The organism is Mucilaginibacter aquatilis (assembly GCF_009755275.1).
Classification (GTDB): Bacteria; Bacteroidota; Bacteroidia; order Sphingobacteriales; family Sphingobacteriaceae; genus Mucilaginibacter; species Mucilaginibacter aquatilis.
The window spans coordinates 256,756-271,400 of record NZ_WQLA01000002.1; the positions used below are offsets into that span (position 1 = coordinate 256,756).

General features: G+C 38.3%; 13 protein-coding genes. 11 read left to right on the forward strand and 2 right to left on the reverse strand.

All coding sequences use genetic code 11. The features are described 5' to 3' along the window. The first annotated feature begins 35 nt into the window (after positions 1 to 35). The 8 genes from GO816_RS05645 to GO816_RS05680 all read left to right on the forward strand — a co-directional run bounded on the left by GO816_RS05645 (position 36) and on the right by GO816_RS05680 (position 8,345). Positions 36 to 1,367 (forward strand): O-antigen ligase family protein, encoded by a 1,332-nt coding sequence (locus GO816_RS05645; RefSeq protein ID WP_157540381.1) that lies wholly within the window; start codon positions 36 to 38, stop codon positions 1,365 to 1,367. After that, the gene (locus tag GO816_RS05650; protein ID WP_157540382.1) at positions 1,327 to 2,793 is read left to right on the forward strand and encodes an oligosaccharide flippase family protein; all 1,467 of its coding nucleotides are present in this window, start codon (positions 1,327 to 1,329) and stop codon (positions 2,791 to 2,793) included. The genes GO816_RS05645 and GO816_RS05650 overlap by 41 nt, the downstream gene beginning before the upstream one ends. After that, complete coding sequence (locus GO816_RS05655) at positions 2,790 to 3,959, forward strand: glycosyltransferase family 4 protein (protein WP_157540383.1); 1,170 nt, start codon at positions 2,790 to 2,792, stop codon at positions 3,957 to 3,959. The genes GO816_RS05650 and GO816_RS05655 overlap by 4 nt, the downstream gene beginning before the upstream one ends. Next, positions 3,952 to 5,010, forward strand: coding sequence for an acyltransferase (locus GO816_RS05660; protein WP_157540384.1), 1,059 nt, complete (start codon positions 3,952 to 3,954; stop codon positions 5,008 to 5,010). The genes GO816_RS05655 and GO816_RS05660 overlap by 8 nt, the downstream gene beginning before the upstream one ends. Then, on the forward strand, positions 4,988 to 5,560 hold the full coding sequence (locus tag GO816_RS05665; protein WP_232336500.1) for a serine acetyltransferase: 573 nt from the start codon (positions 4,988 to 4,990) through the stop codon (positions 5,558 to 5,560). The genes GO816_RS05660 and GO816_RS05665 overlap by 23 nt, the downstream gene beginning before the upstream one ends. Next, entirely contained in the window at positions 5,535 to 6,641 is a 1,107-nt protein-coding gene (locus GO816_RS05670) for a glycosyltransferase family 4 protein (protein WP_157540385.1), read from the forward strand. The genes GO816_RS05665 and GO816_RS05670 overlap by 26 nt, the downstream gene beginning before the upstream one ends. Beyond that, positions 6,641 to 7,192: an acyltransferase gene (locus GO816_RS18950; protein ID WP_157540386.1), complete on the forward strand. Its 552-nt coding sequence runs from the start codon at positions 6,641 to 6,643 to the stop codon at positions 7,190 to 7,192. The genes GO816_RS05670 and GO816_RS18950 overlap by 1 nt, the downstream gene beginning before the upstream one ends. 388 nt (positions 7,193 to 7,580) lie before the next feature. Further along, positions 7,581 to 8,345, forward strand: coding sequence for a WecB/TagA/CpsF family glycosyltransferase (locus GO816_RS05680; RefSeq protein ID WP_157540387.1), 765 nt, complete (start codon positions 7,581 to 7,583; stop codon positions 8,343 to 8,345). On the opposite strand, the gene GO816_RS05685 is transcribed toward GO816_RS05680, so the two are convergent. Continuing rightward, positions 8,329 to 10,350: a right-handed parallel beta-helix repeat-containing protein gene (locus GO816_RS05685; RefSeq protein ID WP_198171429.1), complete on the reverse strand. Its 2,022-nt coding sequence runs from the start codon at positions 10,348 to 10,350 to the stop codon at positions 8,329 to 8,331. The genes GO816_RS05680 and GO816_RS05685 overlap by 17 nt on opposite strands. A gap of 288 nt (positions 10,351 to 10,638) precedes the next feature. Continuing rightward, positions 10,639 to 10,866 carry a hypothetical protein gene (locus tag GO816_RS05690; RefSeq protein WP_157540389.1) on the reverse strand — a complete coding sequence of 76 codons (228 nt, stop codon included), beginning with the start codon at positions 10,864 to 10,866 and terminating at the stop codon, positions 10,639 to 10,641. Between the two features lie 465 nt (positions 10,867 to 11,331). Here GO816_RS05690 and GO816_RS05695 point away from each other — a divergent pair, with 465 nt between their 5' ends. The 3 genes from GO816_RS05695 (at position 11,332) to GO816_RS05705 (ending at position 14,642) form a co-directional block, all read left to right on the forward strand. Beyond that, positions 11,332 to 12,606 carry a hypothetical protein gene (locus GO816_RS05695; protein ID WP_157540390.1) on the forward strand — a complete coding sequence of 425 codons (1,275 nt, stop codon included), beginning with the start codon at positions 11,332 to 11,334 and terminating at the stop codon, positions 12,604 to 12,606. 160 nt (positions 12,607 to 12,766) lie between these two features. Beyond that, a complete protein-coding gene (locus GO816_RS05700) occupies positions 12,767 to 13,138 on the forward strand; it encodes a hypothetical protein (protein ID WP_157540391.1) in 372 nt (123 codons plus the stop codon). A 115-nt stretch (positions 13,139 to 13,253) separates the two neighbouring features. After that, entirely contained in the window at positions 13,254 to 14,642 is a 1,389-nt protein-coding gene (locus GO816_RS05705; protein WP_157540392.1) for a TolC family protein, read from the forward strand. Positions 14,643 to 14,645: the final 3 nt, after the last annotated feature.

Genomic DNA, 14,645 nt, shown 5'->3' on the forward strand with positions numbered 1-14,645 from the left:
CATTCTCTTTTTCCATTCACTTCCATTTTTAGTAAATGCTGGATAAGCTGATCTATATTTTACCGGGTATAGTACTGTTATTGTTTGCTGTAAACATTTTTTACAAGGGCAATAATGTACAGTCGTGCCTGCTTTTTGTGCTTACCCTTTTACCATTAATGGATTTAAAGGTTACTAACGAAGCATGGGGCGGTTTTAAGGTATTTGATGTAATATGCCTGTATAGCCTGGTATTTTTACTTAAAGAATTTACCGTAATCAACCATTACAATCCAAACGGTTTTTACTTTTTCCTCTTTGTACTGTTTGCAGCTATCGTACTGCTTGGCGGCTTGGCATCAGAGTTTCCGTCAAGGGCATACTTAAACTTTTTCAAGGTGTTGCCCATCTTTGTTTTTGCGCGTTTCTTTTTAACCGAATGCTATAAGGATCCAACGTTTCATAAAAAGGCTGTAAATGGCTTAAAAATAGCTTACGTTGGTGCGTTGTCATTCCTGCTTATACAATCGGTAGTTGGTTTAAGGTTTACTTTCTACCCGCAGCTTAGCCCAAATACAATTGACCCTATTTTTAAAATCATCAGGTACCCGGGTGTATTTTATGACTCGCAAGCCAGCGGGCAGTATTTAGCTTTAGGAAGCTTCTTGTTTCTGTATGTTGACAAAGCTGCATCACGCAAAGTTCATTTGCTTAATTACCTTGTATTTGTATTAGCCATTGCGGGTATAAGTTTAGCAGGTAGTCGTGCTGCATTTGGCGGGTTTGCACTGGGGTTAATTATGGTGTTTTTTATGGCTGCACGGCAATACCGTGTTTACGGTTTAGTTGCTGTAGTGGTTGGCTACCTTATATTTTCGTTTGTGTCTCTCCAGACCGGTGTATTTGACCGTACCAAAAACTTATCAGAAGATTTCTTGTTCCGTCAGAGTATATGGAAAGAGGCGTTTGAGATATCTAAAAAGCATCCGTTGCTGGGTATTGGCTCAGGTAATTATCAAAATTACGTAATACGGCATGCACAAGGGCAGTACCTTGAAGTTGAAAACGGGCAGCTGGTTTATTTTGATCAGCCCGAAAACGGCTACTTGAAAATTATGTCAGAATTGGGCTTTATAGGCTTTGGCATTTTTGTGCTGTTTTTAATAATACCATTTTTAAAGGGATTTATTTATTACATAAAGGGCATATATAATAGCAACGTTGCCTTTTTTATGGCCGGACTTATCAGTTGGGCAATTGCCTTTAATACCGTATACTCAATTTACGATTACCGTATACTAATAATGGTAGTGAGCATGATTGTGCTTATTGTGTCCTACCCTGTTTATGATGATGAAGCTGAACTTATCCCGAATAAAGAAATTTGATTATCGGCAATCGGCGCTGGTAAAAAATAGTATTTGGGGTATACTTGCTAACGGGCTGCAAATACTATTCGTATTCTTGTTTTTTTCTATACTGGCACGCCGGTATCCCGCCCCTGTTTTTGCCCAGTTTTTAATATCAACAACGGTATACCAGCTTATTGCTGCATTCTCATCAATGGGTTTGGGGCAATGGTTTATACGCCAATACGTTACCGAAGAAGATCAGCCCGGGTTTACTTCCAAGTTTTTGAAAACGCAATTGGGTTTAGGCATTGCTTTTTACCTGGTTAACATTGTTGTAGCGTATATGCTTTACAATGATGAGCAGATAAGAAATCTTTGTTTGATACTGGGTACCAATATTATTTTCGACAACTTTATTAATGCTATAAAAAGCCTTAATGTGGTGCAAAATGAGCAACGCAAAACAGCATCTATATTGGTAATAGATGGTTTTTTAAGGCTCTTAATTGGTGTTGCGCTGTTTATTTATGTAGTGCCCATTACCCAACTTGCCGTTGCTGTAATAGTGGTAAGGCTGCTTACTTTAGGATTGTTTATCAAAGTAGGATCATCAGACACGATAACCTTGCGGGCAATTGGGCTTGCTAAAATTAATTACGCCGATTTAAAAGAACTTATTGTTAAAAACTGGCAGTTTATTGTTATCGGCAGTATATCAATCATTTACTGGAAAATTGGAAACATATTAATTTCCAAGATGCTTACGCTGCAAAGTGTTGCCAATTATGAGGTTTCCTTCCGTATATTTTCGGTATTGCAAATAATGCCGGTTATTGCCTCAACTACCATATATCCTCAATTTATTAAGTTTTATAACGAAGGCAACTTTACAAAACTGAACAAGCTTTACAAAAATGTATTTGTGGGGTATACAATATTTGCCCTTGCATCATATACTTTCATTTATCTGTTTGCTGACTTTATTATACCCACCGCGTTTGGTAGCGGCTACCCCGGCGCGGTTGAGTGTTTGCAACAAATGTTTCTTACATTTTTAATTCTGCCAACAGTACTTTTGCAAGCTAATTTATTAGTTGCCATAGGCCTCGAGAAGCTGGATATGTGGTTTAACGTTGTGAGTTTATTAATTAATATTGTTGGTTGCCTGGCAGGCTTGTATTTTTTCAAAAACCTGACAGCAGTCAATTACTCGGTATTTGCATCGTTTTTAATATTCCACTTGTTGCAGGATTTTTCTTTAATCAAAAAGCAGTTCATGACCCTAAAGCATTGCATCATATTTTATACAGCCATTTGTATAACCATATTGGCATGTATAAAATTGGCACCGTTAATAAATCCATATGCATTTTTCATGGGCTTTTTAGTGGTAGCAGGTATGACTGCATTTGCTTTTTTTGCCAACAAAAGTGTTGATACGTTAAGCGGAGGTAAGGCATGACGGTAGCCTACTATACCTCTACGTTTTTTTTAGATTTATCGCTTGATGTAATTAATGTACTTAAGCAGCATGTTAACCTGCATGTGTTTATTGAGGTTACGACCGCCTCAAAAAATGCTACGGTTGCTAACATCAGCGAGTTGCCGGCAAATAAACTGTTGGCTGAACCAAACGAGGTTTTAAGTGCAGATGCGCTTCAAAAGTTGGCGCCTTATTTTGAAGGAACGGCCAGCACGCAGTTCGTTATTCATAGCCACCCAAGCGGTTTTTCATGGTCAACCATTAAAGCTTCGCGTGCTGTTTACAATTTTATGAAGCCCTTTAAGCCTTCGGCATTTTACTTTGAAGGCTATACTTTAAGAACTGTTGGTTTGCTCCCATACCTTCTTGGCATTAAAAAGGTCTTTTTAACCATACATGATCCCATACCCCATACAGGTGAGGGAAGCTGGAAAATAAGTATGCCTAATTACATGTTCTTCAAGCTTCCGCTTAAACGATTCTTTGTATTCTATTCGGAGTTTGCCAGGCAGTTATTTATTAAAAACTATGCAGGCGTAACAGGTGAAAAGTTGCTGATTGCAATGAAGCCATATAGTTATTTTAAACTGCCGTCGGTAACAGAGATTAACGGGGAATATATATTGTTTTTTGGGCGGATATCGGCCTATAAAGGTGTTGATGTATTGCTGCAGGCCATGCAGCAGGTTTTTGAGGAATACAAGAACGAAAAGCTCATTATTGCCGGTAAAAGTGCCAACGGATTTGTAATAAATGATAAGCACATTGGCACTAATAGTAACGTTGAAATAATTAACCGTTACATTGATAATAAAGAATTGGTAGATTTGATAAGCCGGGCAAAATTCATTGTTTGCCCATATTTAGATGCAACGCAAAGCGGTGTTTTAATGACAGCTTTTGCGCTTAATAAAACTGTCATTGCATCTGACGTTGGCTCGTTTCCTGAATTTATAACTGATAATTATAACGGCTTGCTGGTGCCGCCTTCAAACCCTACCTTGCTTGCGGATGCCATACAGCGGGCACTGAAAGATGATTATTATAAAACTCTTCAAGCGAATCTTGTTCAGCAAAATAACCAAACTTCATGGCAAAACAGTTTTGCTAAGCTGATAAACAACCACCTAAAGCACAATGAGTAAGTTTGCCGTTAGCGAAAGAAGAACCGTTTGGATGGACAATTTACGTGTAGTTGCAACCATTGCTGTAATTATCATACATGTAGCTACCCCCGCTGTGTTTACGCAATTTAACGTAAACAACAATCACTGGTGGATTGGTAACGTTTACGCCTCAATTTGTCGTTTTTGTGTGCCTGTATTTTTAATGCTAACCGGCGCTTTACTTTTACCTCAACAACAAAACTTAAGAACGTTTTTAAACAAACGGTTTAAGCGTGTACTATTGCCATTTATATTTTGGTGCTTTATTTATATAGCATTCAACCTGGCTTTAAAAGTTAGAGATGGAGGTACCAGTGCAGCATTAAGTAATTTACCGGTATGGTTATATGCTCAATTTACACAAGCGCCGGCACCTCATTTATGGTATATTTATATGCTTATCGGCCTTTATCTTTTTATTCCAGTTATTCAGCCGTGGGTTGTTAACGCAAGTAACAAAGGTATTTTGTTCTTTTTGGCTATATGGATATTAACAATTTTGGTTGGGCAATTTAGTTTAGTGCCATCAAACTCACCGCTTGATTTGCGTTATTTTAGCGGCTACATAGGCTATGTAATAACAGGCTATTTTATTGCACACCGGCTTTCTGTTACCATTAATGTTAAATTAATTGCAGTGTTTTTATTCATTGCAGGGGTTGCAAGTACCCTATTGGGTACCAATAAAATCACACAACAAGCTGGCGCGTTTTCACATGCCTATTACGAATATTTAACTATAAATGTATTATGTGCTGCTGTAGGTATTTTTGTATTATTTAAAAGTCTTGCGGCCTCTGTAAATGAGAGTGCTCCAAGTTTGCTAAGCAAGTTTGTGGCACGTTATGGCTACGGAATTTATCTGGCTCATTTGTTAATAATCAGCATTTTATCGCATTTTAACATCGACTATAAACTTGTTACACCGGTTTTAGGCATACCGTTAACTGCGGTTATATGTATGGCCATAAGCGCAGGTTTGGTTTACATCATTCATAAGCTCCCCTATGGAAAATATTTTGCAGGATAAAATGAATTTTTTTGAATTTGTTTTCCAGGATTGGAGGGCAAATCAAGGTAATATTAAAGGACGCTTAATTTTGGTTTTGTTCAGAATTGCCAATTTTTGCGCACGCAGAAGGATATATTATTACCTTGGGTTTTTATACCTGCTGTTTTACCGCATTTTGGTTGAATGGTTTTTTAGTACCGAAATTCCATGGAATACAAAAATAGGCAGGAATCTTCGGCTTTATCACGGGCAGGCTTTGGTGATGACAAACCAAGTTGTAATTGGCCATAATTGCACCTTAAGGCAAAGTACAACCATTGGAAATAAGCAAACCGCAACAGGGTTTAGTACCTCGCCCGTAATTGGCAATCATGTTGATATAGGCAGCAATGTATGTATAATAGGGCCGGTAACCATAGCCGATTATGTTAATATTGGTTGCGGTGCAGTTGTTGTTAAAAGTGTAGATCCTTATTGCGTGGTAACCGGCAATCCCGGTGTTATGCGTAAAAGGAAAGATTGGCAGGATATAAGTTTAATAGATGAGCAAACCAAGAGTATTATTTAGTGTGCCAACACGGCATCACGTTGAAATTGCGTTAGACGAATTGGAGGGTTTGCAGGAGCTTGGTTTTGCTTGCGCAAGTTTTGATTATGCCGCCAGGGAAGGTGTTGTGTCGAAGTTTGGCAGGCTTAAAGTACTAATTGAAAATGCTTTTGAGTTGGTGAAAGTTGCACGCGGCTTTAAGCCCGATGTTATCTATTTTAATTCTCGCCTGGAAAAATTAGCCGGTTTTCGCGACTTTATTACCATTGCTATTTGCAAAATATTATACCGTGGCCCTGTAAAGTTTGTTATTAAATCACACGGATCAGATATCGACGTTTTAAATGAATCAAATGGTTTTTGGGGAAAATTGATACTGCCTTATCTTAGAAGAAACGTAGCTGGCTGGCTTTTTTTGTCAACAGAAGAAAAGCAAAAGACCATCGAAACAAATTATTTTTCTCCAAATAATATTTTCGTTACCAAGAACATAGTTCGTACAAATCAGTTCAAAAAAGCGGCTGATTTTAAGGCAAAGCTCAATATTCCCGAGCATCATTCGGTATTTCTTTTTGTAGGAAGGGTTATTGAAGAAAAGGGTATTTACGATGTGATAAAGGCATTTGCTACAATTGCAGCTCATGATACCGACGTAACGCTTATTGTTGTTGGCGATGGTGCAAGCCTTAGCGGTGTAAAAGACTTAAGTAAAGCCTTAAAGGTTGATAACCGTATTTACTTTACAGGTTTCATACCCGAGCAGGATGTAGTAAGTTACTACGCCAACTGCGATGTATTGGTATTTCCAACTTATTTCCCCGAAGGCTTTCCTATGGCTTTGTTTAACTCCGTAGCTGCTGGCATGGCTGTGGTTACTACGCCTACCAGGGCAGCAACCGACTACCTTACAGAGTATGAAAACTGTATTTGGGTTGAGCCCAAAAATTCTAAAAGCGTTAATGCTGCCATGCTTAAGTTGTTGAATGAGCCTACATTGGCTAATACTATGAGAAGTAAAAATGTTGTTAAAGGAACAGAGTTTAGCCGTGCGGTTGTATGCAGCGAATTAGCTACAATATTAAACACAATTTGTAAAGCGTAATGGGCATAGTAAGCTTTTTGAAAAAAATAAGGAACGAATTTTTAAGAAAGGTAAAGTACCGTCATTATAAAATTGGCCCCAATTTTTATAGTGGTATAAGGGTAAGAATATGGGGGAAGCAAAGAATAGAGATTGGTAAAAACTTTTACATCGGTCGCGATTCGTTCATAGAAACTGATGTGGTAATAGGCAACAATGTAATAATGGCTAACCGTACTGCTATTGTTGGCCGTTATGATCATCATTACCAGCAAATAGGTGTTCCCACCCGTTTAGCCTCGCAAATTAGAGATGCAGACTATAACTGGCATGGCCTTAATAGTTTAACCATTATTGAAAACGATGTTTGGGTAGGTTATGGAAGTACTATACTTAGTGGCGTTACTATCAAAACAGGAAGTGTAATAGCTGCAGGTTCAGTGGTAACTAAAGACGTTGATGCTTACTCCATTTACGCAGGAGTGCCTGCAAAAAAGGTCAGAAACCGTTTTGAGTGTCAGGATGATTTAGACGAACACATACGTTTAAGTGCTCAAAAAGGCTATATTTAACTAAAAATACGGGTAAAATTACCTATAAGTTAACATCCGAAATTAATTTATGGTAAAATGGTCAATGGCAGCAAATTTGCCTAATATAAGTAAGTCAGTTAAATCTTTTGGATTTACAGATTATTTAACTTAATAGGAAATAAATATTTGCATTATTAAAATAGTTTCTCAATAATACAATTGATGCCACTATAAGTAAAATTTAAAAAGTATAAGTTAGGCGTTGGAAAAAATTTTAAATGCCTAACTAGTAAGGTTTAAAACCTTTGGTTGTAAAGGTGGGAAGATGGGATGACACAGGGGTTAATTATTTTGCTTAAAATAGCGCCGAAAAGTGTTGAAAGTTAACGATTGATAACTGCAGATTAATAAAGAAGGAGATGAACTAATGGAACAAATTGAAGATGCTGAAAAATTTCTTGATTACCCGCTGTATACCAAATCGCTTAACGATCTTCCGTTAAAATCATCGCTATTAGTCAATACAATTAATCAGTACTCATTTTGTATGGCTAATGAAGACATGGGCTTCAAGGAGTCTTTACAAATGTCAGATGTGCTTTTACCTGATGGTATTATGGTGGTTGCCGCCGAATATGTAATGACCGGTAAGGTAATTAAAAAAATATCAGGGGCAGACTTACACCGCCATTTACTCGAAGATTTGAACGCTAAAGGTGGCAGCTGTTTTTACTTGGGATCGAGCCAGCAAACGCTTGAAAAAATAAAGAACCGCATGGCCAAAGAATATCCTAACGTAAGAGTTGGTGTTTATTCGCCGCCGTTTGCAAAAACGTTTACTGAAGAAGAAAACGACGAAATAATCAACTCAATAAACGAATTTAAACCTGATGTTTTATTTGTTGGTATGACTGCTCCGAAACAGGAAAAATGGTCATACGCTAATAAAGACAGGATTGATGCTAAAATGATTTGTACTGTAGGCGCTGTGTTTGATTTTTATGCAGGAACCATTAAACGCCCCAGTAATATTATGATTGATTTGGGTTTAGAGTGGCTTGGCCGTTTGGTTAAAGAACCTAAGCGCTTGTGGAAAAGATATTTAGTTTACGGGCCGGTGTTTGTTTGGCTTATTGCTAAAGAGCGTGTGAAGAAAAGCATATTCGGCATCTTCTTTAGTCACGCCATTTAAACGACTCAATTTTTTGCTTCGATATTGCTGTGTAGGCATTGCCATGTTTAATAACAGGTTCAGCGCTTGCAATCAGCAATACCGAAGAATAAGAGCCAATGACAACTTTGTCAACATATACGTTTTGATGAACATCAACGTATGGCTGTTTAAGTATTACTGTCTTAGCCTTTCCGCTGGCATTGTATTCAAAAAGTATATTGCCGTTACGCGCTTCTACAGATGAGTGATCTTTTCCTGAACTTGCTTTCCAAGATGACAGTGAATAGCTTGAGTTAACATGCTTTCCGTTTTTTACGGTAGCGGCCTTAATGCTGTTAGGGTGATTTTTATTGTAGAAATTGCTGTCTATCTGGCCAAAAGCTTTAATGTCATCAAGGTGCGTTGAGAACTTTGCAACCGGCTGCATGTCAGATTTAGAGAAGAAAGTGTTGTTTTTAACACTATTATTCCTGATGAGGCTGCTTGTTGCAATGTAATGGTCTTGCTCCATACGCAGCTGTACGCCGTTATCAAATACAGTATTGTTGGCTATACTTACACCTTTAGCGTTGTGTACTTTTATACCATTGTTAGCACATCGTGATACGGTATTGTTATTAATGGTTACACTTTCTGAATTGTCATCAATATAAATTCCCTCAGCTTGTAGTGATTGGGTATATGGAGTGCCTTCGCTATTACCTACACCATGTAATATGATGTTGCTTATTACCTTTTTATTAACGGTTTTTGACCAGTCGCCTATATAAATACCGGCTCCATCATCTTTAGTAAGGCAAAAGTAAGTAATATGGTTATTCTTTACAGTTGAAGCATTGCCGCCAAAATAAATACCATTGTAACCAACGCTGTCAATCCTGTTTTGTTCAATTTTAGTATTGTCGCCAAAAGATGTAATACCTTCATAAGTGCCCGAGTTGCTTTTTCCCATACCCGGCAGCAAACCTGTGTTTAAAATCTCATTTTCGCGCACAATTGAATTTACACAACCGGCATCCATGTTTATGCCTCCGCTTAATGAGTGGTTAATAACACAGTTTGATACGGTTAACAAAGGGCTGTAATTAGCAAATACGGCATCGGCACCTGTTAAATCAATTTTGCAATTTTTAATAACAATGCTTCTGCTTTGAATGATATTGAAAGCATTCTTTCCCGCACCGGTGAAAGCAATGTCATTAAAGGTTAAATACTGAAATTTGTGTATATCAACCAGGTAATCGGCGGTGTTGGTAGTCACCGTGAACTTATCAGGATTACGGTTGCCAAAAAACACCATCATTTTATTGCGTTGCTTGTCAAAATACCACTCGCCTAGTACATCCAGCGTTTTTAAATTATCTTGTATAAAGTAACCGTATTTGTTAGTTGGAGGATAAGTGGTATTACCAGGCTCGTAATTAATGGTTGAACCGGTTTGCGATACAATTTTGTTGCGGTCAATTATCCAGCGGTTCTTTCTAATAACTACCTCACCGCTGCTCCAGTTTGAAGTCGCAGGTAATTGGTTATCTGTAATTGATGTATTACCATCGTGGTTTTGAAAGGTAAGATAACCTTTGTTAGGATACCTGCCCATTGCCTGTTGTTTGCCATTCATCAAAAGCATTGTGCTTCCGGCAGTACAAGGAGCTTCATAAACGCCGCTTTTTACCATGGCCCAACCGGTAATAGGTTTAAGCGTAGTTATTTGAGGTTGTGTACCATTGCCATAAGCGCCAAAGCAAATAGGAGCAAATACAGCACCTGATTTGCTTACTACAATGCTTCCGTTAAATACATCGCCGCGTTTAAATAATACAGAGTCGCCCGAATTTAAATTTTTGAAGAAAGAGTTTAGCTTATCAATAGACTTCCATGGAGTTTGAGGGTTTCTGGCCTCTAAGCTAGTATATAAATCATTGCCTGCAGTACTTGAAAAGTAGTACGTAGTTGCATGCGTGTTTTTGCAAAATGCTATAAAACTAAACCCAATAAGTAACTGCACAAATCCTTTTTTCATATAAATACGCCAAGCGTTCATTTATCAGTGTCCTAAAAGAAGCACTTACACACAATTAAATTTATATTAACACAAAGAATAATGTGTGTGCTATGTGTTTAATTACAGCTGTTTACGCTAAGGTAAGAATTTTTGTTTCAAGAAATATGCAATTGTGTAGCATAAATCGAACAACTAGTGTATCTAAAAGTGTACTAAATGAAAAATGTATAGGCGTGCCAAAAACATTCCATTGGCAAACGGAATGTTCTTTTTTACAATAAAATTGGTTATTTGATTAAAATCCTGTTAAGGTGTTACAACAACCGGAGTTCTTACTTTGCTTTTAAGCATGTTAAGTTGCATCTCCAGCGCCTTAATCATAAACTCATCGTTAAGATTTGAAACGTAGTTTGATACCGTTTGATTGTCTTCTACATCAAAAGCAAGTAGCGCGAAGCCGCAGTCGGGCAGTTCTTTTTTAAGACGTCCCGCCAACTCAAGCATCTTTTTATCATTGATTTTCTTCGCCTTCACCTTAGTATGTATATAAAATAATTGTAACTGTTCTCTAACCCTGCTCTTGAAATCAACAAGCCTCATGTTGGCTTATACGGGCTCAAATGTTTTAAGTTACAATAAAATGAATTAGTTAATATTTAATGGTACTAATGTTTAAACAATTATAAAAATTAAATACCTCATTTGAAAAAGGCATTTGCAAATGAAACCAGCAGTTAATAAAGTTGCCTTCATATTTATCTTATTGCAGGTAAGATTAATACACACTTTAAACTACTCAGGCACATGGTATTTACACAGGCTTAAAAATGATAATATATGCTTAACATTTACTTATCAGAGATTAAACACTTTTGATCATTGCTTTCGTGTGCATTAAATTTCAGGCATAAAAAAATTCTATAAAATTTATTTTTGAAATTTAACTGCAACAAAGTAATTTGTAAACGCGTAAGAAAAAACTTTCCCCTAATTGGTTTTATGCTGCGATCGAAAATACTTATATTTTTTTGCCTGCTGTTAGCAGCTACAGGCTGTATTAAAAAGAACCTGATTCCGGGAGGATCCTCAGGTTATCATGAAACAGGTGCTGATAAATCAGTTACCGATACGGCTAAATTACCTGCCGGTTTGCCGCGTAAACTTGCGTTTGGTACCGAGGGTGATGTATCGGTTAGTAATCAGTTTATTGCAGAATGTGATTATCAATACCAATACTTGGCCGGTGATATATTTTCAAATGGGTGGACGACATGGAACGCTCCCAGCGGCCAGTTTGCACGTAACTTTTTAAACAAAATGGGCCAAATGGGTAAAACACCGGTATTTACCTATTATAATATAGTGCCTGCTAAACATCGCTTTGAGGATCCGGGCTTTACCAACCTTAATGATGCTGAGGTAATGAACAAGTACTTTGACGACTGGAAGTTTTTACTGCAAATTTGTAATAGCTACGGTAAAAAGGTAATTATTCACTACGAGCCTGATTTATTCGGGTACATGCAAATGTATAAAGGTGATGCAGCAAAGAGTGTTGTTAAGGTAGGCTTAAGTAAGCAAGCTGATGTATTACCATTTAGCAATGATGCTAAGGGGCTGGCACAGGCTATAGTGAGTATGCGTAACAAATATGCACCTAATGTAATTTTAGGCTGGCACGCGTCACAATGGGCTACAGGTGTTGATGTTATAAGGCATAAACACAATCCCGAAGAAGTAGCGAGCCAAACTGCAGATTATTACAAGTCGTTACAGGCAAATTTTGATATCATTTTCTCGGAGTTTGCCGACCGTGATTCGGGGTTTGACTTGTTAGTTAGGAAGAAAAGTGATCCTATGTGGTCAGCCATTGGCGATAAGTCGAACAACAACTTAAGCGATTTTGACCGCTTTCAACGCTTTCTAAAAAAGCTAAATCTAAACACAGGCAAAAAGATAATACTGTGGCAAATTCCGATAGGCAACACGCTTACCAACACCTGTAACAATACACCAGGCCACTATAAAGATAACCGCGCTGAATATTTTCTGAAACCAGTAATTGACGATAACAACGTCGAAAAGCTGCTTGATTATCAAAGGGCCGGTGTGGTAGCCTTTTTATTTGGCCGTGGTGCCGAGGAATGCACCAGCTTTTATGATTTAAAAAATAATGGCGTTACAGGCCCCAATGAAACCGCTGATGATGACGGCGGCTTTTTACGCAAAGGTATAAAAGCATACTATCAAAAAGGCGCATTGCCGCTAAATTAGATTTATGAAATACACAAAAAAGGGAGGCGTTTTATAGCCTCCCTTTTGCGTTTGTATAGGTGAGTAGTTCACGCTAGTCTTGCAACTTTTCCGTTACCATAACTAATTGATGCTATAAAACGCCAACTTTATACGTTAAATACAGAGTGCAGTACTAATAATGAATAAGCTAAATACTTTTAAACTTATACTATGCCTTGCAGCAATATTATTTATTGCCAAGCCATTTATGGGCTACACGGTATTTGAGCGCCTGCAAGATAAGGAAGAGACAAATCTACTGGTAAAAATATTTGCCAAGCGCAAGCCTGAATTTTTAGATGAGGCCGCTGCAAAATCGGCCACTGTAAAACAGCTGCTGCGTCAAAATGCTAAAGCATCTAATTTAACGCTAAGCGCACTGCTGGTTACATTATTCAGTTACTTTGCCACACGTTTTAAGGCATCATCTGCCTTCTCAAAATTACATCATTACGTTGTTACCTCCTGTGCAACGCCAATTTATCTGCTTAACCGTAGTCTTACCATTTGATTTTCGTTTGCTGTTATTTGGTTACCCTGCCTTTATAAAGGTGGTGTAACTGTGTTGCGCAATTTTACTGCGCCGTTTACTTACTCAGCATTGTTTCAAATCATTAAAATTCAAAATGCTACGTTTAAAACTTAGCTGGTGCCTCGGCTTTTTGCTGCTGGCACCCCGGCTATTATATGCACAGGCTCAGCCGAGTATGAGCTTAAAGTACCTGCTGCAAAAAGTCAGTCAGTCGGCACCAACGCTGTTAACAGATTCATCGGCTATATTAATTAAAGAGGCACAGGCCCGCGAAACCGGGTTAAACTGGCTTCCTAATTTAAAGCTAAATTACCAGGCCAATATAGGTACCAACAATAACGTGGCCGGACCGTATTTCGGTTATGGCATAGTACCATCAAACAACCGTGGGGTGCGCGACGAGAGCAACACCACTACCGTTTTGGCCAACTTGGGTATTGCTGCGTTTGATTGGGAGCTGTATAATTTCGGATCGTATAAGGCACAAAATAAAGCAGCCGAGGCTGATATTGAGGTGCAGAAAACCCAGTTTGCTACATCAAAGTACAACCTTGAGGCTTACACTATTGAAAATTATTTACAGCTTTTACGCCTGCAGGAGTACGAGGCCATACAGCTTCGCAATATCGAGCGTAATAAAGAAATACGCAGATCGATAAGAGCATTGGCCCGCAGTGGTATTCGCGCAGGTGTTGATACTAGTATTGCCGAAGCCGAACTTTCCAAATCGAGGCTTAATTATATTGAGCTTACCAATCAATCAAAACAAATCCAGCTCAAACTTTCGGCTATCAGCGGGCTGCCGTATCAAACCATTATCCCTGATACTACGGCCGAAAGCAAGCTATTCGGTCAATCGGCCGAAATGAAGTTGTTTAATGCCGATACGCTTAACCACCCGCTGGTTAGCTACTATTCGTCATTATACAACAGCAGCTTACAGCACGAGGAGGCGGTAAAGAAAAGCTATAACCCTAAAGTATTGTTACAAGCCGCAGTTTGGGGCCGTGGTGCAAGTTTAGATGCTGAGCAAAACTTTAAGCCGTTACATACCGGCTGGGGTTTTCAGCGCGAAAATTATTTGGTTGGTGTAGGCATTACCTATAATTTATTTGATATAAAGCGCAAGCAAATTAAGGTAAATACGCAAAAGCTTACATCGCAGTATGCGCTAAATAAATTGAACGAACAGCGCACATTACTTAACGCAAGCGCCATACAAGCCGATGCCAATGTGAGCACCGCTTTAGAGCGATTAAATGAAATACCTAATCAGCTTAAAGCAGCTAATGCGGCTTACCGTCAAAAGTTTTCGCTTTATAAAAACGGACTTACCGACATCATAGAACTTAATGCCGCACTTAACCTGCTCTACCGTGCCGAAATTGATTTAATATCAGCCAGGTACAGCTATGTGCAGGCGCTGTTTCAAAAGGCAGTTACCGAAAACCAGGTCAATACAGTTATCAATCTACTTAATTAATAA

Bases quoted from the DNA above. Each gene is read 5' to 3' on its own strand.
- GO816_RS05645 (WP_157540381.1), top strand. From the start codon at position 36: ATGCTGGATAAGCTGATCTATATTTTACCGGGTATAGTACTGTTATTG.
- GO816_RS05650 (WP_157540382.1), top strand. From the start codon at position 1,327: ATGATGATGAAGCTGAACTTATCCCGAATAAAGAAATTTGATTATCGG.
- GO816_RS05655 (WP_157540383.1), top strand. From the start codon at position 2,790: ATGACGGTAGCCTACTATACCTCTACGTTTTTTTTAGATTTATCGCTT.
- GO816_RS05660 (WP_157540384.1), top strand. From the start codon at position 3,952: ATGAGTAAGTTTGCCGTTAGCGAAAGAAGAACCGTTTGGATGGACAAT.
- GO816_RS05665 (WP_232336500.1), top strand. From the start codon at position 4,988: ATGGAAAATATTTTGCAGGATAAAATGAATTTTTTTGAATTTGTTTTC.
- GO816_RS05670 (WP_157540385.1), top strand. From the start codon at position 5,535: ATGAGCAAACCAAGAGTATTATTTAGTGTGCCAACACGGCATCACGTT.
- GO816_RS18950 (WP_157540386.1), top strand. From the start codon at position 6,641: ATGGGCATAGTAAGCTTTTTGAAAAAAATAAGGAACGAATTTTTAAGA.
- GO816_RS05680 (WP_157540387.1), top strand. From the start codon at position 7,581: ATGGAACAAATTGAAGATGCTGAAAAATTTCTTGATTACCCGCTGTAT.
- GO816_RS05685 (WP_198171429.1), bottom strand. From the start codon at position 10,350: ATGAAAAAAGGATTTGTGCAGTTACTTATTGGGTTTAGTTTTATAGCA.
- GO816_RS05695 (WP_157540390.1), top strand. From the start codon at position 11,332: ATGCTGCGATCGAAAATACTTATATTTTTTTGCCTGCTGTTAGCAGCT.
- GO816_RS05700 (WP_157540391.1), top strand. From the start codon at position 12,767: ATGAATAAGCTAAATACTTTTAAACTTATACTATGCCTTGCAGCAATA.
- GO816_RS05705 (WP_157540392.1), top strand. From the start codon at position 13,254: ATGCTACGTTTAAAACTTAGCTGGTGCCTCGGCTTTTTGCTGCTGGCA.